This window comes from Streptomyces sp. NPDC059994 (genome assembly GCF_042737755.1).
Lineage (GTDB): Bacteria > Actinomycetota > Actinomycetes > Streptomycetales > Streptomycetaceae > Streptomyces.
Genome location: NZ_JBHWUR010000048.1, coordinates 1 through 17,032, shown reverse-complemented (window position 1 = coordinate 17,032; position 17,032 = coordinate 1). Strand labels below are relative to the sequence as shown.

Annotated in this window: 18 protein-coding genes and 1 pseudogene; 8 read left to right on the top strand and 11 right to left on the bottom strand. The window is 68.4% G+C overall.

Going from position 1 to position 17,032, the window contains the following annotated elements; genetic code table 11:
* Positions 1-4 precede the first annotated feature (4 nt).
* The 4 genes from ACFWA7_RS22900 to ACFWA7_RS22885 form a co-directional block, all read right to left on the bottom strand.
* Positions 5-880 carry a papain-like cysteine protease family protein gene (locus ACFWA7_RS22900; RefSeq protein ID WP_385824874.1) on the bottom strand — a complete coding sequence of 292 codons (876 nt, stop codon included), beginning with the start codon at positions 878-880 and terminating at the stop codon, positions 5-7.
* Between the two features lie 38 nt (positions 881-918).
* Entirely contained in the window at positions 919-1,473 is a 555-nt protein-coding gene (locus ACFWA7_RS22895; RefSeq protein ID WP_385824872.1) for a hypothetical protein, read from the bottom strand.
* A gap of 72 nt (positions 1,474-1,545) precedes the next feature.
* Positions 1,546-3,390, bottom strand: a complete 1,845-nt coding sequence (locus ACFWA7_RS22890) for an RICIN domain-containing protein (RefSeq protein WP_385824870.1) — start codon at positions 3,388-3,390, stop codon at positions 1,546-1,548.
* Positions 3,391-4,136: 746 nt separating this feature from the next.
* Positions 4,137-4,544 carry an Lrp/AsnC ligand binding domain-containing protein gene (locus tag ACFWA7_RS22885; RefSeq protein ID WP_385824868.1) on the bottom strand — a complete coding sequence of 136 codons (408 nt, stop codon included), beginning with the start codon at positions 4,542-4,544 and terminating at the stop codon, positions 4,137-4,139.
* Here ACFWA7_RS22885 and ACFWA7_RS22880 point away from each other — a divergent pair.
* Positions 4,425-4,967: a TnsA-like heteromeric transposase endonuclease subunit gene (locus ACFWA7_RS22880; protein ID WP_385824866.1), complete on the top strand. Its 543-nt coding sequence runs from the start codon at positions 4,425-4,427 to the stop codon at positions 4,965-4,967. The two genes, ACFWA7_RS22885 and ACFWA7_RS22880, sit on opposite strands and share 120 nt — an antisense overlap.
* Here ACFWA7_RS22880 and ACFWA7_RS22875 read toward each other — a convergent pair.
* Positions 4,879-5,406, bottom strand: coding sequence for a hypothetical protein (locus ACFWA7_RS22875; protein WP_385542577.1), 528 nt, complete (start codon positions 5,404-5,406; stop codon positions 4,879-4,881). The two genes, ACFWA7_RS22880 and ACFWA7_RS22875, sit on opposite strands and share 89 nt — an antisense overlap.
* A gap of 99 nt (positions 5,407-5,505) precedes the next feature.
* Between ACFWA7_RS22875 and ACFWA7_RS22870 the strand changes: the two genes are divergently transcribed.
* The 3 genes from ACFWA7_RS22870 to ACFWA7_RS22860 all read left to right on the top strand — a co-directional run bounded on the left by ACFWA7_RS22870 (position 5,506) and on the right by ACFWA7_RS22860 (position 6,924).
* The gene (locus tag ACFWA7_RS22870; protein ID WP_385824864.1) at positions 5,506-6,114 is read left to right on the top strand and encodes a hypothetical protein; all 609 of its coding nucleotides are present in this window, start codon (positions 5,506-5,508) and stop codon (positions 6,112-6,114) included.
* A gap of 56 nt (positions 6,115-6,170) precedes the next feature.
* Positions 6,171-6,341 (top strand): hypothetical protein, encoded by a 171-nt coding sequence (locus ACFWA7_RS22865; protein WP_385546550.1) that lies wholly within the window; start codon positions 6,171-6,173, stop codon positions 6,339-6,341.
* Between the two features lie 172 nt (positions 6,342-6,513).
* Positions 6,514-6,924, top strand: coding sequence for a RidA family protein (locus ACFWA7_RS22860; protein WP_385546545.1), 411 nt, complete (start codon positions 6,514-6,516; stop codon positions 6,922-6,924).
* Positions 6,925-7,007: 83 nt separating this feature from the next.
* On the opposite strand, the pseudogene istB reads toward ACFWA7_RS22860, so the two are convergent.
* From istB to ACFWA7_RS22840, 4 genes and pseudogenes are all read right to left on the bottom strand, one after another.
* A pseudogene (istB, locus tag ACFWA7_RS22855) lies at positions 7,008-7,809 on the bottom strand (IS21-like element helper ATPase IstB).
* The gene (locus ACFWA7_RS22850) at positions 7,806-8,318 is read right to left on the bottom strand and encodes a hypothetical protein (protein WP_385824862.1); all 513 of its coding nucleotides are present in this window, start codon (positions 8,316-8,318) and stop codon (positions 7,806-7,808) included. Before ACFWA7_RS22850 ends, istB begins: the two are co-directional and overlap by 4 nt.
* Before the next feature lie 111 nt (positions 8,319-8,429).
* Positions 8,430-8,636, bottom strand: a complete 207-nt coding sequence (locus tag ACFWA7_RS22845; protein ID WP_385824860.1) for a hypothetical protein — start codon at positions 8,634-8,636, stop codon at positions 8,430-8,432.
* A 529-nt stretch (positions 8,637-9,165) separates the two neighbouring features.
* The gene (locus tag ACFWA7_RS22840) at positions 9,166-9,618 is read right to left on the bottom strand and encodes a hypothetical protein (protein WP_385546536.1); all 453 of its coding nucleotides are present in this window, start codon (positions 9,616-9,618) and stop codon (positions 9,166-9,168) included.
* 419 nt (positions 9,619-10,037) lie between these two features.
* Between ACFWA7_RS22840 and ACFWA7_RS22835 the strand changes: the two genes are divergently transcribed.
* Positions 10,038-10,855 (top strand): IS5 family transposase gene (locus tag ACFWA7_RS22835; RefSeq protein ID WP_385824892.1). Its coding sequence is split into 2 segments (ribosomal slippage): positions 10,038-10,383 and positions 10,383-10,855, totalling 819 coding nucleotides; the frame shifts between segments, so codons are not numbered across the junction.
* Between the two features lie 429 nt (positions 10,856-11,284).
* Here ACFWA7_RS22835 and ACFWA7_RS22830 read toward each other — a convergent pair.
* Both ACFWA7_RS22830 and ACFWA7_RS22825 read right to left on the bottom strand, forming a co-directional pair.
* A complete protein-coding gene (locus ACFWA7_RS22830; protein ID WP_385824858.1) occupies positions 11,285-11,623 on the bottom strand; it encodes a thioredoxin family protein in 339 nt (112 codons plus the stop codon).
* 502 nt (positions 11,624-12,125) lie between these two features.
* Positions 12,126-13,265, bottom strand: coding sequence for a PucR family transcriptional regulator (locus ACFWA7_RS22825; protein WP_385824856.1), 1,140 nt, complete (start codon positions 13,263-13,265; stop codon positions 12,126-12,128).
* Between the two features lie 87 nt (positions 13,266-13,352).
* On the opposite strand from ACFWA7_RS22825, the gene ACFWA7_RS22820 reads away from it, so the two are divergent.
* The 3 genes from ACFWA7_RS22820 (at position 13,353) to ACFWA7_RS22810 (ending at position 16,140) form a co-directional block, all read left to right on the top strand.
* Positions 13,353-14,408: a ferredoxin reductase gene (locus tag ACFWA7_RS22820; protein WP_385824854.1), complete on the top strand. Its 1,056-nt coding sequence runs from the start codon at positions 13,353-13,355 to the stop codon at positions 14,406-14,408.
* 7 nt (positions 14,409-14,415) lie between these two features.
* The gene (locus ACFWA7_RS22815; RefSeq protein WP_385824852.1) at positions 14,416-15,534 is read left to right on the top strand and encodes a fatty acid desaturase family protein; all 1,119 of its coding nucleotides are present in this window, start codon (positions 14,416-14,418) and stop codon (positions 15,532-15,534) included.
* A 63-nt stretch (positions 15,535-15,597) separates the two neighbouring features.
* On the top strand, positions 15,598-16,140 hold the full coding sequence (locus tag ACFWA7_RS22810) for a DUF6207 family protein (protein ID WP_385824850.1): 543 nt from the start codon (positions 15,598-15,600) through the stop codon (positions 16,138-16,140).
* The last annotated feature ends 892 nt before the right edge of the window (positions 16,141-17,032 follow it).

The following is a 17,032-nucleotide window of genomic DNA, read 5'->3' as shown; positions in this document are numbered from 1 at the left end:
TTCCCTAGCCGTGGATGCCTGTGCGCGTGTGGGTCCACCGGAAGGAGTTGTTTCCGGCGTAGGTGGAGTAGTTCCACCAGGTGTAGGTCTGGGTGCTGGGCCACGGGTCGCCGACTGCCACCATGTTGCTGGTGCTGTCGTAGCCGTAGATGACGTTCATGTGGCCGCCGCCGGAGGTCCAGCCGATGCGGACGGCGAACGGGCGCCCGTTCGCGATCTCGTTCTGGGTCTCGCTGAAGGACGCGCTGCGGTACAGGTCGGTGCCGCTGTTGCGGAAGCCCATGTTCTTGAGGGCGTTGGCCATGTCGTCGAGCGTGGCGGGCTGGTTGTTGCAGTCCAGCCAGCTGTTCTGGGCGGCCAGTCGGCAGAAGTCGTACTGGGTGTAGCCGGTGTATCCCCAGTAGTTGGCGATGGTCAGGCCGGAGGCGTCCCAACACCACTGGTTCTGGACCTGCTTCTGCATGCCGATGTTGAGGGCCGTCCAGCTGGTGGGCCGGGTGGAGCTGCAGACCGGCAGGCTGCCGGTGTCCTCGCGGATGAATGCGTCGGCGAGGTAGTACGCGCCGGACCAGATCCAGCGCGAGTTGTTCTCCACGGCGTCGCCGGTGGTCCGGCAGACCATCGGGATGTGGTCGCCGACCGGAGAGCTGCCGGTGACGTTGGAGGACAGGGTGGGCAGAGAACGCTGGTTGACGGTGGCGAAATTCCCCTGGCCGCCGACGACTGTTCCGGTGATGGCGGCCTGGGCCTGCGGGGCGACGGCCAGCAGGAGGCCGGCGGACAGGGCGGCGGCCACTGTGGACGCGAGTGTCCTTCTGCGGCCCGGCCTGCGGGTCGGCGTATGAGCGGGTATGCGGGAAGTCCTGCGGAATCTGTGCATGGGGGGTTCCTTTGTCTTGATCAAGGTGGTCGTCCTGATCAGGAAGGGCGGTTCCGGCGGCGCCGCACTCGGAATGTGGCGAGGCCACCGATGGCGACGAACAGCGCGGCGCCGCCGATGGCCAACGGGGCGCCTACGCCCGGTCCGCCGTCGGATTCGGTACGAGGTGCTGCCGCCGGAGGTGTTGCCGCTGCCGGCGCGGCGGGCGGCGGGGCGACCGACGCGGGGGCCACCTCGGCCTGGGACTCGGCGCGGCCGAGCGCCGGGAAGGCTGTCTGTGCCGTGATGGTCCAGCGACCGGCGGGCAGAGCCTCGGCGGTGGTGAACGTTCCGGGCTCACCGGCTACCGGTACGAACCGCCAGGGCCCGACGCTGGTGCCGTCGGCCGAGGTGGCGGTGAGGGTGCCGGCGACTTTCTCGTTGACGGGGTGACCGTCGTCCTCCCAGGTCGCCTTGGTGACGGGGTGGCCGGCGGACACGCCCGTGACGGTCAGATGGATGGTGTCGCCGTGGGCGTGTGCCGTGGCCGCGGAGCCTAGGAGGAGCAGGCCGGTGAGGGCGGCGGTCACTGCCGTGAAGCGGCGATCGGGCATGAGGGGGTGGCTCTCCGGTGTGAGGGGGGTGGCAGGGGCCGTATGAGGACGGCCCCTGCCGTCAGTGGGGGGTCAGGATGCTTTCTGCAGGGCCCAGTTCTGGTAGTTGGAGGTGTCCGGGTCCTGGAGTTCGAGCAGCCAGGCTCCGTAGTACGGGCTATTGCCGACGCCCAGGACGAGTGAGCTGTTCTTGGCGGTCAGGCGCAGGCCGGTTCCCGACTTGGTGAGTCGCCACTGCTGGGCGTCACTGCCGGAGCAGGGCTGCTGGGCGACCCACTGGCCGGGGGCCGCGGCACCGCCGATCTGCAGGCACTTGCCCGACACGGCCGAGCGAAGGCGCGCACTGCCGCCGGCAACGTCATCGAAGTACCACTGCTGAGGGGTGAACCCGTTGGGCTGGGAACCGACCAGGACGGTGCCGTCCGCGCTCCCGCCGCCCCAGATCTCAGCCGCAAGCCCCGTGTGACCATTGGTCAGCGTGTACCGCGTGCCGGGTTTGGTAGCGGTGCCGCCGACGGGCGGGGTGTGGAACGACAGCGCGCGGCCGGGTCCGGAGTCGCGGCCGGCCTGGTCGCGGACCGAGACGGCGAGCCTGTAGTCGGTGTCGGGCCGCAGGTTGTAGACCCGCGCCGAGTTGGGCTGGACCCATGCCAGGTGGCTGTCGTTGAGCAGGAGCTGATACCAGGCTACGGAGGACGCCGTCGGCCAGCTGACCACGGCCGAGTCGGACGTCAGCTGCCCGAGGACCGGGACGGGGCCCGTCGTCGGTCCGGTGCTGCCGGTCGGCGTCGGCGTCGGCGTGGGCTTCGGGGTCGGGGTGGGGCTCGGGTCCGGGTCGGGCCGGGTTCCACCGCCGGTCATCAGGAACTGGTTGTTCGCGACGTTCCAGTGCGTGGCGAGGTAACTGCCCGCCCGTGGACTGGTGTTGTAGTAGTCGTCGTGGTTGCAGTCCAGGCGCTCGTCTTGGCTTCGCTCGGTACAGACGTTGCGCATGGTGGGGTAGTACGGAGTGTCCGAGTAGCACATGATGTCCCACTCGTCGGTGCAGTGCGCGCCTCGGCTGCTGTTCGGTGCGCTGTTGTTCACCGCACCGAGGTTGTGTCCGAGCTCGTGCGCCGCGGTGGAACCGCTCCAGCAGCCGGCGTCCGTGCGGCCGTAGGAGGGGCCGAAGTTGCTGAGGTTGGCGGCGCCGGGGCGCTCGTCACCGTTGAAGGTGCCGATGCCGCAGTAGACCTTGGCGTCCGCGAAGATCATGTACTTGCGGTCGCGCCGGTCGAAACCCTTCTGTGCCAGTGCGGAGTTCAGCGCACCGAACTCGGCGAGTGCCGAGCTCGCCACCTCCACGTTGAGCACGGACGGCGTGCAGTCGGCTCCGGTCACGTACCGGATGTGCCGTACGCCCCCGGTCTCCTGCGCGCTGGCGAAGTAGATGGTGTCGGCGTCGGCGGCCCACCTGCGGAACGACGCCAGGTACTCGCCGTACCGGTCGTTGCCGGGACCGTGCGCGTACACCACCTGTACCCGGTTGCCCGTGCTCCCGTCGCCGTCGCACTGCACCGCTTGACCACCCGGCGCCGCCTTCCCGCTTCCGGTGCCCCGGGTGGGGGCGGCGGGCGGCGTCTTGGCGGCGGTGCCCGCCTGGCGGGCGTCCACAGAGGCCGTGGTGCCGGAGGACGGCTGTTCCGTGGAGGGTTTTTGGGTGGCGGGGCGGCTTGGCGTTCCGGCCGCTCCCTGTGTCTTCACGGCGGGTGGCGTGTCCTTGGAGATGTCCACCCCCTTGGGCGGCTTGTCGGGACCGTGCGTGCACCGGCCGTCGGCGGTGCGCAGGACGCCGGCGCAACGGTCACCCTTGGGCGCGGAACTCAGGCCCTTGTAGACCAGGCCGCGCTTGCGGTCCTCGTTGGGTATTCGGGCCACCGGTTCCGGGGTCTTGTCGTGTGCGGGTGCCGGAGCGGGACCGTCCACGGCGGCCCGCGCCGCGGTGATCTCAGGTCGGGACGAGTGGTGGTCGAAGACGCCACCGAGCGCCGCTGTACCGACGAGTGCTCCCGCCGTGACGGCTACCGCTGCGACGAGAATGCCGCGTCTTCGCCGCCGTTGCTGAACCTGTCTTCTGCGACCGGACAAGGCCACACCTCATTTCTGTGGGGGAGTTGTGGTTGGCCGGAAGTGTGCCAGAAGGGATGCACGGACTGACAGGGCCGCTTTGTGCGGGGAATGGGAGCGTGCACTGCAGAACAATGCGCGGGAACAGCCGACGCGGCCCCCAAGTTCCGGTCCTTGTACGGGATTTGACTGCACGGGAACCAAAGGTCCATTCCAATGGATGGCAAACCCGAGGGGCGCCACTTAGGAAGATCGTTATCATGGAATGAGTAGCTCCACTTGTGTGCAATTGCACAGCGTGTCGACGCTCTCACCCAAGATCACATTCTTGGGGAATCCGTTTAGGTAAGCCCAAGGCGCGCTTATGGAACCGCCGATGACCCATTGCAGGTACTCGGCTACAGCCTGCTGAAAAGGGCGCCCTCACCCCTGACCGCCAGTCTGGATTAGCGAGCACTGCCCGGTTGCCCCTGCCGCGCGGCCGAACTGCCCTCATCTGAGGGAGCGTTCGGCGATGTGGCCACCCGACGCGGCGGTGGCCTACGAAGTCCGCCTCGTCAGCGGTTGGGGGCGGGTGGGGCGAGGCGTTCGGCGGTGCGACTGACGATGGCGGATTCGACGTGGGTGGTGCCCAGGCCGGTCAGGTCGCGGGAGAGGAACTCGTAGAGCGCGGTCAGGTCGGGGAAGTACGCGGCGGCGTGCAGATTGCAGGGGCCGGAGGTTGCGAACGCGCCGTGGACGGCGTGGTGGTCGGCCAGTGCCTGTCCGGCGGTCGCGAGGTGGTCGGGGGGCTGCGCGGAGGAGGAGATTGGCCACTGGGTGGCGACGTCCGGCGGGACGGTGTCGTGCGAGTCGCATCTGGAACGGCACCACGCGATGCTGCTGGACTTCGATCCCCAGGTGAGGGGCCTGGTGGGACAGCCCTCCGGCTGTTCTGGCCGGGCCGACGAGGTGGACGCGGGCATGTGTCGGACTTCTTCGTACGGCTGGGTGACGGGGGCGGCTTGGTCGTCGATGTTCACCCGGACGGGCAGATCGGACCGGACGATGCGGAGGCGTTCGCAGCCACGGCCCGGGCCTGTGAGTTGGCTGGCTGGTCGTTTCGCCGGGTGGGGCTGATCGATCCGGTGCTGCTGGCGAACGTGAAGTGGCTGGCGGGTTACCGACACCCGAGCAATCAACAGAACCAAGTAGCAAGGGAGTTGGAAGAGGCATTCGCCCAGCCGATGCCGCTGCTGGCCGGGGCTGAGCGTGTCGGGGACCGGCTGGCAGTGCTGCCGGTGCTCGGCTACTCGACCGTCAGCGAGCCGCTCGGCGCTTTGTCTTCGCCTGTACACGGTCTCGGAGCAACGCCTGATAGTAGGCCGACTTCTGATCGCCGAGGTTGAAGTACTCGCAGATGTCGGCCACCGCGTCGGCGTCCTCCGCGCTACCGCTGAGGCCGATGTGAACGAGCACCCAGAAGCCCTCCTGCGCCATGGCGCGGCACTCGTCACCCGCCCATTCCACAGGCGACGCGCCTCTGCAGTCCGAACCGGCGGCCACGCGAACCAGCGTGTCCAGAAACTCGCTTCGGATCGTCGGTGACACCTCGCCTGCCAGGGCAGCAAGGATGACGCCGACGGCCGGCGGGGTGCACTCGTTGATGACAGTGCCGTACTCGACGTGGCCGTCCAGGCTGTAGCCGAATGAGTCTTGGAGTGTCTCGGCAGTCAGCAGAGTCTCGAACAGCAATGGCAGGTGCTCTGCCGAGTCACCGCAGATGCACCTCAACGTAGTCCAGTCGTGCCGCGCCAGTTCAGCGCGTACCAACTCGCTGACAGCCATACCCCACCTCATCCATCAGCGCTGCCCATCACCAGGCCCGTCATGGTCGGACCGGCCCACCCGGCCAGCGTAGAACCCCCAGAACCGACCGGTCCTATCGTGCCCTGCTCGGACACACGCTTTGACCGGCCCACGCTGGCCTGGCTGCTGGTGTATCAGCAGATGCTGTTCGGCCTGCCGCTGGCGATGGACCGGGCCGGGCTTTCGCCCCGCGCCTACGGCATGGTGTGTCTGGTGAACGCGGCCTGCGTGCTGGTGTACCAGCCGCTGCTGCAGCCGCTCATCGGCCGCTTCAGCCCCACCACCGTGTGCACGGCGGGCGCCCTGTTCACCGGGGCGGGCATGGGCGCACATCTGCTGAGCCAGGACACACTCGGATACGCCGCGGCGACAGGGATATGGACGATGGGGGGGAGTGCTGTTCTTCGCCGCCGCCATGACGGCTGTGGCCGACCTTGCCCCCGCCCACGCACGCGGCACTACGCCGGGGTATGGGGCTGCATGCTGGGTCTGTCCGCGCTGGCCGCACTGCACCTGGCGGCCTGGGCGATGGACACCGGCGGCAACACGGTGCTGTGGTCGGTGTGCGCGGCTCTCGGCGCCGCGGCCGCCGCGGCATGCGTTGCGCTGCGCCCGGCTATCGAGGGCCGGCGTGAGGGCGCCGGGCACAAGGAGCGTGCCTGCGAGGCCGTTCCCGCTGCCTCCTGAGCGGCGTGGGGGCTCGCACAAGACCCTGGCTGCGAGGGGTTGTAGCGTCAGGCACCGTGAGTACGGATATCCATGGCGCGATCGAGTTCCGCCATCCCGGCGCCGGCACGGACTTCTACGAGGGTGAGCCCTGGGTCTGCGCGATGGATCTGTGGCCTCTGTACGACCAGGGCGACTACGCGGCCTTCGGCTGCCTCTTCGGGGTGCGTGGCTTCGTTGATCTCTAGGAACAGCGTTTGTCGACTGGTTCCGGCGTCAGTTAGTGATCATGCGGTTCTTGAATGTCGAGCAGAAGTGACGGCGTTGCCGTGGGGGCGGCGATAAAAGGGAAGGCGGGAGCCGCTGGGGTGCTGGCAGGATGTCCGCGCTCAGTACCCGAGGAGAAAGGCCCCCACGACCGTGGCTCGTGCCATCACTTTGATCCGCTCCGCTTCCCTGTCCGACGTCGCCGAGTACGCCTACGCGGCCACGGCGCCCGCCGAGTCACGCCTGATTTTCCTTGCCGGGTCATGTCCGCTGAACGATGACGGTTCCACGGCAGCGATCGGGGACTACGCGGGCCAGGCAGCGAAAGCGATCGAGAACATGCAGGTTGCTCTTACTGCCGCAGGTGCGTCACTCCAGGACGTCATCAGCACACGGGTTCTCGTCGCATCGACCCGGCGGGAGGACCTGGTGGCCGCCTGGCAGGTAGTCCGGGACTCGTTCGCCGACCATGACGTTCCCAGCACCTTGATGGGCGTCACCGTGCTCGGCTACAACGACCAACTCGTCGAGATCGAGGCCGTCGCCGCCGTGCTCGATTCTTGAGACCTCTTCAAAGGACACCGCAAACGCGGGACGGCCAGCCGTTCGCCAGGACGGCTGGCCATCAAGGCAGGTAGCGGCAGAGATCAGCTGGACTTGGCGGGCTCCTCGGCGCGGGTGCGGGTGGTGGCGAGGCGGCAGGAGTCGGTGCCGGTCTCGATGATGGTGCCGTTGAAGGTGAGGCGGTCGACGATGGCCGCGCAGAGCCGGGGGTCGGTCGGTGAAGGTCTTGGTCCAGCCGCCGAAGGACTCGTTGGAGGTGATGGCGACGCTGTTCTTCTCCTCGCGTTCGGTCAGGACCTGGAAGAGGAGTTCGGCGCCGTGGCGATCAAGTTCCATGTAGCCGAGCTCGTCGATGCATAGGAGATCGACGCGGCCGTAGCGGGCGATGGTCTTGTTCAGCTGCTTCTCGTCGGCTGTCTCGACCAGCTCGTTCACCAAATTCGTGGCGAGCGTGTAGCGGACGCGATAGCCCTTCATGGCGGCCTCGGGGCCCAGGGCGATGAGCATGTGGGACTTGCCGGTGCCGGAGTCGCCGATCAGGCAGGGTGGCTGGCTCTTCTTGATCCATTCACAGCTGGCCAGGGTGTGGATGGTGGCGGCGTCGATGTTGGGGTTGGCGTCGAAGTCGAAGGCCCGCAGGGACTTCTCCCGCGGGAAGCCTGCGGCCTTGATCCGCCGCTCCGAGCGGCGGCGGGACCGGTCGTCGCACTCGGTCATCAGTAGCTCGGCAGGGAAACCCCGGTAGGTCATCTGGTCCTTCACCGCCCGGTCGGCGATGTCGGAGAACTCGTTGCGGATCAAGGGCAGCCGCAGCATCCGGCAGGCGGTGTCGATGGCGGCGTTGGCGGCCTGTCCGGTCAAGCCTCGCTGGCGGGGCAGGGTCACTGTGCTTCTCCCTCACAGTGGTCACCGCCGCTGGTTCGGCGGTGGCGGAGCAATTGGTCATAGGGGGGGGTCACCGAGGGCAGCGGCCTGGTGTCCGCAGGAAGGTGCGCGAGCCGCCACTCGTGCAGGGACGTCACCGTCGCCGACGGTTTCCCGGGAACCAGCTGGCCTGCCGCAGGAGCGGGCTCGGTCTCGGCCTGGGTGGCCTTGCGGGCCTCCAGAGCGACCGCGTCCGCAGTCATGGCCCCGGCCCGCAGAGCCGCGGCCAGGCCGGCGACGACATGCTCGTGCGGCAGATGACGCCCCAGCAGGAGAACCTCGATCAGGGCCCGGGTGCCGTCCCGCTCACCGTGGGTCTTGCGGGCTTGGTCCCACCAGGCGTCGTGGACAGGAGTGAACCTGCCAGCCGAACGGGCCTGTTCGAGGGTTGTGGAGCCGGGGAAGGCGCCGGGCTTGCGAACCAGGACTTCCAGGTAGTGGTCCAGATCCAGACGGACGGTGCCGTTCAAAGAAGGCTTCCTGGCCGCAGGAGGCGAACACACGGTGGACGGCCTTGCCCGAGTACGACAGCCGGAAGGAGAACAGGTAGCAGGTCACCAGCTCGGCGGCCAGGCGCACGGTCACGTCACCGAAGTCGACCTCCGCCTCATGGCCGGGCAGGGCAGGTGGGTCTGCCGGACGAACGCCTCCAGCGGAGCCTTGCCGGACTCGACCAGGATCTCGGGCTTCCGGCCAGCGACGTAATTGCGCACCACCCCGTAGGAAACGTCCGCTCCGTGCTCCTCGACCAGCCGGTGGAAGATCCGATCCTGCCCCGCGAGAGCCACGCCCTTGAGGGCGGGCTGGTCCGGTCACGCCCGCTCCGCTCACCGGCGCGTGGGATCCTGCGGCTCGCCATGGCCATCTCTGCCCAGGAAGTCGGGCTGGCACAGAGGCGTCACCGCCGTGTTGGGGGCACTTCCTTACTCAGGCAGGAGGGCTGGGGCGGGCGTTCGAGCGATTTAGCGAGTCCGGAGAAGGCCTCGAAGGCTTCGTCGCCCGGCCGCGGCAGCGGAGGCTGCCGTCATGAGGTGCCACTGGCGCAAGATACGGCCGGCCCGGCCCGTCGGGCGGGTGCCCGTGGCATCCATGGTGCTGCCGCGCGGGGGCCGGTGGCGGTCGGCAGAGCGGTTGGCGACGGGGCGCGCAGCGGTGGACGGCGGGGGTAGCCGATCGGTTGACGCGGCCGCGGCCGGGCGGCGGTCCGTCGGACGGGAGGGACCCCGGTGGTGCGGGTGTCAGGTGTTTTGCACCACCGGGGAGCCGGGGCCGGGCCGGACAGGGTCCCTGTCCGGCCCGGCGCTCACGGGGGGCGGGTCAGCAGGTGACGGTCACCTCGTGGGAGACCGGACGCGCCGTCCAGGGGTAGCTGGTGACACCGAAGGTGGCGCGAATGGTGGAGCCGCAGGCTACGTTGGCGCTCAGGCCCGGGGCGTCCAGGTTGGTGTTGTTGAAGAGGGCGATTTTGGTGGCGTTCGGCAGCGGGGTGCCGTCGACCGTGGCGGTGAAGGTGGTGGTGAGTTCCTTCGGGGTGGGGGCCGGGCTGCCCGGGGAGGGCGGGCCGGCGAGGCCGATCTTGCCGACGAACGCGACGGTGTTGCCGGTGACTTCGGCGCACAGGCGGGTCGAAAGGCCGGACTGGAGGCCGGAGTTGCCGCAGGAGACCACGGTTTCGGTGGCATTCGCGGGGGCGGCGACGGCGATCGCCGGGGTGAGGGCGGCGAGGCTGAGGCTCGCGACGGCGGCAGTGAGGAACATCGAACGCTTCATGGTGGATCTCCCTGCAAGGAGGGGCCTCGGGCGGATCCCGAACGGCTTCACATGACATGTGATATTGCACAGGTCAGGTGAAGATCAAGTGATCACTCCGTGAACGACTTGAAATCGTATGACGACGGCTCGTCAACGTCCAATTCAGGACACGGAGTTGACGGATCAGGAGGCGACAGGCCGGCGCGTTGGCCGGCCGCGGACCCTGCGGAGCGCGCACACCATCTCGGGCTATTTCGGCCGGCGTGGGAGCGGGCCCGTGCGGGGCGACCGGTCGTCATGATCGGCTGCTGTCACGGTCGGCCCGCCGAGCGGGCGGGCCCGCGCCCAGCGACGGAAGAAGGACTGTGCATGTTCAAGAAGGCGTTGACCGGCCAAGACGGTGTCCTATGTGGTGATGCTGGGTGTCCCTGTTCAACATGGGCCAGGGAACGTGGAGTTGGATTGTCCCGGATGGGTTTTGGGAGATCGCGAAGCCCCTCATCCCGCCGTCGAAGGTGCGGCCGCAGGGTGGCGGAACGCTGGACACTCCTGATGAGACGCTGTTCGCGGCGATCGTCTATGTACTGGTCAGCGGCTGTTCCTGGCGAGCCTTGCCGCCGTGTTTCGGGGTGTCGAAATCGACAGTGCACCGCCGCTTCATGATCTGGTCGAGAGCCGGCGTCTGGGGCCGCCGCCACGAAGCGGTGCTCCAACGCCTCGACGACGCCGGCCTCATCGATGTCTCCCGGGTCGTGCTGGACTCCGCGCACGTGCGGGCAAAAGAGGGGGCGAACACACAGGTCCGAGTTCCGTGGACCGGGGCAAGCCGGGTTCCAAGATGCACGCCCTGTCGGACGCGAACGGACTGCCCCTGGTCGTCGGCATCTCCGCCGCGACCGTCCACGACAGCCTCGCGCTGAAGCCCATGGTCGAGGGCCACCAAACGCGACACGACCCCTACCGGGGCCGCTACTTCAAGCCCCAGCGGCTGCACGCGGACAAAGCCTACGACGTGCCCCACCTGCGGAAATGGTTATGGGGCAAGCACATCGGGGTCCGCATCGCCCGTAAGGGCATCGAGTCCAGCGAACGGCTCGGCCGCCGCAGGTGGGTGATCGAGCGGGCCATGTCCTGGCTGACCGGCTACCGCAGACTCAGTCCCCGCTACGAACGCCAACCCTCCAACTACCTGGCCTTTCTCGGACTGGCCGCCGCCATCTGCTGCTACAAACGTTTTTGCAACCTCACCATGTAGGACACCGTCTTATTGGCACAGGAGTCCTGCTCCGCTGACCGGGCGACACTGGCCAGCACGCAAGGCGCATGATGGAAGGACTCGACCATGCCCTCTTCCTGGTCGCTGCCCGAACCGACGCTGGCGGCCGGCCGCCACCGAGAAGCCCGAGCTCCCGCCCGGGTGTGTCGCCGAACCCAAGTGGGACGGCTTCCGGGCGCTGGTGGGTCACGGGCCGCAGGGCCGGGTGAGGCTCCGCTCGCGCAGCGGCGGAACCCTGGCTGATGCCTTCGCCGAGATCGTGAGCGCGGCGGCGTATCTGCCGCAGGGCACCGTTTTCGACGGGGTTATGTGACCTGTGGGGGTGTCTCAGCCCCAAGGTGTTGCAGGCGGCGCGGCTTCCATAGGCGAGACGTGACGGGCGTCGCGGTCACGTGCCGCAGCGGCCGCTCAGAGGTGGCCGTCCAGGAACTTCCGTACCTCGGTGATGGTCATGGGCCCCGTGCCGTGCGCCACCGCCTCTCCCTCCTTCAGCAGGACGTAGGACGGGGCTCCGGTGATCCCGTATCGCTCGGTTGCGGCCGGACAACGCGTGATGTCGGCGCGGATGGCCGTCAGGCGGCCCGTGTAGTCGTCGGCGATGCCACCCACGACGAGGTCCATCACCCGGCAGGGCTCGATTGCCTTGGGCCATGTCCCGGTGAAGTATGCGAGGACCGGAACTCCGCTCATCCCGAGGATGAAATTGAACTCCGCGTCCTCACGGGGTCGGTGAACCCGCTTTGCCATGGATGCTCCTGATCTCATGTTCCGTCATTCCATCCCCATCATCCCTCGCGCGGTGTGCCGGGCCGGCCCGGTCGGTCGTCCGGTTGACCTGTCGGAAGGGAGGCATGGGGCCGTCGCAGAGCCACGGGGGTCCCCGGCGCGAGCGGCCCGGCCCCGCCCCTGGTGACCCGGCCTGGCCGCCCCGCCGGTCACCCAGCTGCAGCCCGCCGCGCGCCCGTGGGTCAGCTCGTGCCAGGACAGCGCCCTCCACGACGATATGAAAGCCGTTTTCCAGGGCATAGTGGCCCAGATCGCCGACCAGATGCTCGATGAGCGCGTCGACGAGCGGGCCGGTGCGCCTCGTCCACCGGATCCAGTCGAGCCGTATCCGCCACCGCGCTTCTCAGAGACAGCGCCCCGACGGGCTTCCCGAGGCCTTGTCATGAGCCAGCTGATGACACCGAGAACGAGGCACGATTCCTGGACCGCTCGCGGACGCGGTCGTGGACGGTCGAAGTACGCGTCAGTTGCCCCGAAGACCGACCGCCAGCGTCAGTTCGAGGACCCGGTGTGGCGATGCGAGATCCGGAAACAGCTCCCGCAGCTGCGACATCCGGTACCGGACTGTCTGGGGATGGACGAACAACGCCGCCGCCACCTCGTCCCGCCTGCCCTGGTGCAGCAGCCACGCCCGCAATGTCTCCTCCAGCCGCCGTGCGGTCGCGACAGGCAAGGTCCGCAACGGTGCGAGGGCTCGGGCACGCAGGTCTGCGAACGCGTCCACGTCGGCGCTCAGGACCAGCTCGGGCAGATGGTCCTCGGTGTCGCGAATATCAGAGGAGAGGGAGCGCGCGCGTACGGCTCGTGCGTACGAGGCGGACGCACGAGTCCACGGCCGGGCCGGGCCGACCACGGCGGTGCGGTCGGTCAGCTGCCGCAAGAGATGTGATCGGTCGGCATCGGGGACGAGCAGCACACCGGTGGCGTCCGGCAGATCGTCGAGGACGAGGGTGCTCGGGTCGAGCGCGCGGTAGGCAGGCCTGGCATGGGCGGCGGGCAGCAGGACCGCGGTCAGCGAAACCGGAGGCTGCCACCCGGCCCGTTGAACAGAGGCCAGCAGCACGTCCGGGCTCGCGCCGGCGAGGAGGTCGCGGGCCAGGTGTTCCAGGTGGCGCTCGTGGGCCCTGCCCCGGGCAGCCAGTTCGTCGGCGTGGCCCGCGGCGCTCGCGGCGGAGAGCTCGTCGATGTAGGCGAAGGTCAGCTCGGCGAACTTGGCGACCTCGGCGGCGGGCAGACCTGCGGGTACGGCACCCGCTGCCAGGCATCGCCAGGCCACGCGGGCGCCGACGCGGTAGGCGCTGAGCAGGGCGTCCATCGAACGGCCGTCGCGCACCTCGCCGCGGCCCAGCTCGTAGGCTGCGTCACCGGCGTCACCGCCTGTGGCGTTCCCGCTCGCGAGGTCCAGGTAGTGCCCCAGGGCGGTACGGACGGCTCGGCGAATGGAGGCGCCCATGCGGCCCGAAAGGGCGTTGGCGTAGGAAGGGACCTCATCGATGATCGCCTGGACGACTTCGTCGGCGGTGGTCTTCAGCGCGGCCCGAAGTGCGGTGACCGTCGTCTCATCAAGGGCCAGTTCGCTGGCCCTCCGGATTGCATGGCTCACGTTTTTGTTCCCTGCGAACAATTCAGTCGACCAGATTTACGTCCTCCGGTCAGGACTTTACACCTTGAGGCACAGCAAGCTGGAGTCATGACGAGTGCAGCCCTCCGCAGCAGGGCGTGGAAACTGCTGGAGATGGTCACGACGCCGCTGCTGCCGTCGGACTACCTCGACCTGGTCAGCCCGCTGCGTGCGGGCGCTGACCTGCGTGGGCGCATCGAGGCCGTGCACCCCGAGACGGGTGACGCCGCGACTGTCGTGATCAGGCCGGGACGGGGCTGGCGCGGCCACACAGCCGGTCAGTACGTGCGGATCGGGGTCGACGTCGACGGGGTGCGCCTGTGGCGTGCCTACTCCATCACCTCGCCGACAAACCGCCAGGACGGCCGCGTCACGATCACCGTGAAGGCGATCCCGGACGGCAAGGTCAGCGACCACCTGGTCCGCAGGGCGAAACCGGGCACGCTGATCCAGCTCGACCAGCCGACCGGTGACTTCGTGCTGCCGCAGGCCAAGCCCGCCAAGGTGCTCTACCTGACGGCCGGCAGCGGCATCACGCCCGTGATGGGCATGCTGCGCGACATCGAGTTCGACGACGTCGTCATGGTCCACTGCGCGCCGAAGCCGCAAGACGTGATCTTCCGCAACGAACTGCACGACCTGGTCGCGGACAAGAAGCTGCGGCTCACCGAGGTGCACACCGACACAGACGGCATGCTCGACATCGCCCGTCTCGACGAACTCGTGCCCGACTGGGCCGAGCGCGAGACCTGGGCTTGCGGGCCCGCGGGCCTGCTCGACGCCGCCGAAGAGCACTGGAGCGAGCACGGCGTCCAAGAGCGCCTGCACACCGAACGCTTCCGCCCCAGCATCGTCGTCGTCGGCGACGGCGGCGAGGTCACGTTCAGCGCCAGTGGCAAGACCGTCGACGCGGACGGCGCCACGCCGTTGCTGGACATCGGCGAGGAGGCCGGCGTGCTCATGCCCTCCGGGTGCCGCATGGGCATCTGCTTCGGCTGCATCACGCCGCTCAAGGCCGGCGCCGTCCGCGACCTGCGCACCGGCGAGATCACCGAGGCCGAGCCGGGCGTCCTCATCCAGACCTGCGTGTCCGCCGCGGCGGGCCCCTGCGACATCGAACGGTAGGAGCACCTTGACCGCCATCGACCCCACCGCCCACCTGACCGCGGAGCAGATCGAGGAGCTTGGCCGCGAGCTGGACGCGATCCGCGACGAGGTGATCGCCGGCCGCGGCGAGAAAGACGCCGCCTACATCCGCAAGGTCATCTCGGCGCAACGCAAGCTCGAGCTGGTCAGCAGGGGCGTGCTGCTGTTCTCGATCTTCCCGCCCGCGTGGCTGCTCGGCACCGCCGGTCTGTCCGTAGCGAAGATCATGGACAACATGGAGATCGGCCACAACGTCCTGCACGGCCAGTGGGACTGGATGCGGGACCCGAAGATCCACTCCACCACCTGGGACTGGGATCACGTCTCGCCGGCCGAGCAGTGGAAGCACTCGCACAACGAGCTGCACCACACGTACACCAACGTGATCGGCAAGGACAACGACCTCGGCTACGGCATCATGCGCGTCGACGAGGACCAGAAGTGGCACCCGTTCCACCTCGGCCAGCCGCTGTGGAACTTCATCAACGCCTGCTTCTTCGAGTACGGCATCGCAGCGTACGACCTGGAGCTCGCCAAGAACCTGCACAAGCGCCGCCGCAAGAACCCGGAGTTCCGCGCGCGGGCCAAGGCCGTGGGCCGCAAGATCCGCAAGCAGGTGCTCAAGGACTACGTGATCCACCCGCTGCTGTCGGGCCCGTCATTCCTCACCACGCTCGCCGCCACGTTCACCGCGAACCTGGTCCGCAACATCTGGTCACACTCGGTGATCATGTGCGGGCACTTCCCCGAGGGCGTGCAGGTCTTCGAGCGCCGGTCGATCAAGGGCGAGACGCGCGGCCAGTGGTACCTGCGCCAGATGATGGGCTCGGCGAACATCAGCGGCAGCAAGGCCATGCACTTCATGACCGGCAACCTGTCCCACCAGATCGAGCACCACCTGTTCCCGGACCTGCCGAGCAACCGGTACGCCGAGGTCGCGGTGAAGGTGCGCGCACTGTTCGAAAAGTACGAGCTGGAGTACGTCACCGGGCCACTGCCCAAGCAGGTGTTCTCCGCGTGGCACAAGGTCTTCCGGCTCTCGCTGCCGAACAAGAAGCCCAAGGTCAAGACGCCGGACCGCGAGCAGGAGCTCGTCGCGGCCTGATTCCCGGTATTGGTTCAGATCTTTCAGCCGTACCGGCGGCTCCGCCGGGTTCGGTGAAATCCGTTGCGGGCGACATCAGACCGTACGACACGGGAGCCGGGGCAGCCCGGTGTCCGGCTGCGCTGCCTGGACGTGCGCCAGGTGTATTCGATTGCCCAGTCGGGTGCCGGTGGCCGCTGCCGTTCGCCTTGCTTGCGTTCGGTTTCCTGTCGTTTGAGGTCGGCGATGGCCTGGTCGATGCGGGCCAGCCACGTTGCGTGCCAGGCCCGCAATGTCCGCAGGCGGGGAAGGTCGGGAGGGAGAAGGTCCTGGGGGGAGGGGTTGAGTCATGGGGTGAGGTCCCGTCGTGTCGTGTCATGGTGGCGGGGTTCCACCAGTACCAGCCGCTACGGCGTTCCCCGGGCAGAGCGGGCCACAATGCCATCTGGTAGGCGCGCCGCCCGTCGGGAGTGTCGTAGTGGGCCATGGCCGCGGCTCGGTAGCGGCGGCCGCCGATCCAGAGGTTTATGGCGACGACCTCGTGCGGGGTGTAGCTCCGCACGGCGGCGGACGCCCCGGCAGGCGGGGCCCTCTCCGCGTCACGCCGGCTTTCGGGCGCCGTCATGAGGGACAGGCGGTACTCGTTCCAGCTCTCTGAGCTGCCAGGCAGCCGGCGTCCGCTGGGCAACCCGGACGCGGCCGACGAGGAATGACCGGCCCTGGTCCGCGCAGCCGGGTGCCCGCCGCTGCCCCGCCTGTGGGTGCGGCATCGCCATCACCATGACCCGCATGGCTCAGCACCAAAGGTGATCTTCACGGCCGACGCATAGCGTTACCGCCAGAGCCGCTATGCGGTTCTTTGGAGGCCAGTGTGCGAATCAAGCTGCCGAGGCATACCCAACTGCGAATACGGCCGGCCCGCCGGGTGGCGGTCATCGCGGCCAGCGGTCTGGCCATCGGCCACATTGTTCTCTCTTCAGGCCTTGCGGCCCAGGCCCGATCCCCCAGCCCCACGCCTTCGACCTTCGTCACGGCGGAACCCCCGGTGACGCATCTCGTGTCGCGGACGCCGAGCCACACCACGACGCCGCCTTCGCCGAGCCACACCACGACGCCGCGGCCGCAGACACACGCCACAACGCCGCCGTCGCCGAGCCACGGCACAACACCGCCGACGCAGAGCCACCGCACGACGTCGCCGGCGCCGGCTCACACCACGACACCGAGGCCGAGCCCGCCTGCCGTCTCACCGTCGCCGTCGCAGTCCAGCGCCCCATCGACCAGACCACCCGCGCAGCCAGTCCGCAGGTGCGCTGGGGGCGTTCAGATCATTTATGTCGGTGGGTACAACGACCCCAGCGGCGGGGACTGGGCTGCTGCCCCTCTCAGACCGCGTTTGAGGTCTCCCGTGCCGGTTGTGCGGGTCGCTCGTTGAGGGGTGTATGAGTGCTGCTGGGGAGGGTTATCCGTCGGATCTGACGGATGAACAGTGGTTGCTGGTCGAGGAGTTGTTGCCGCC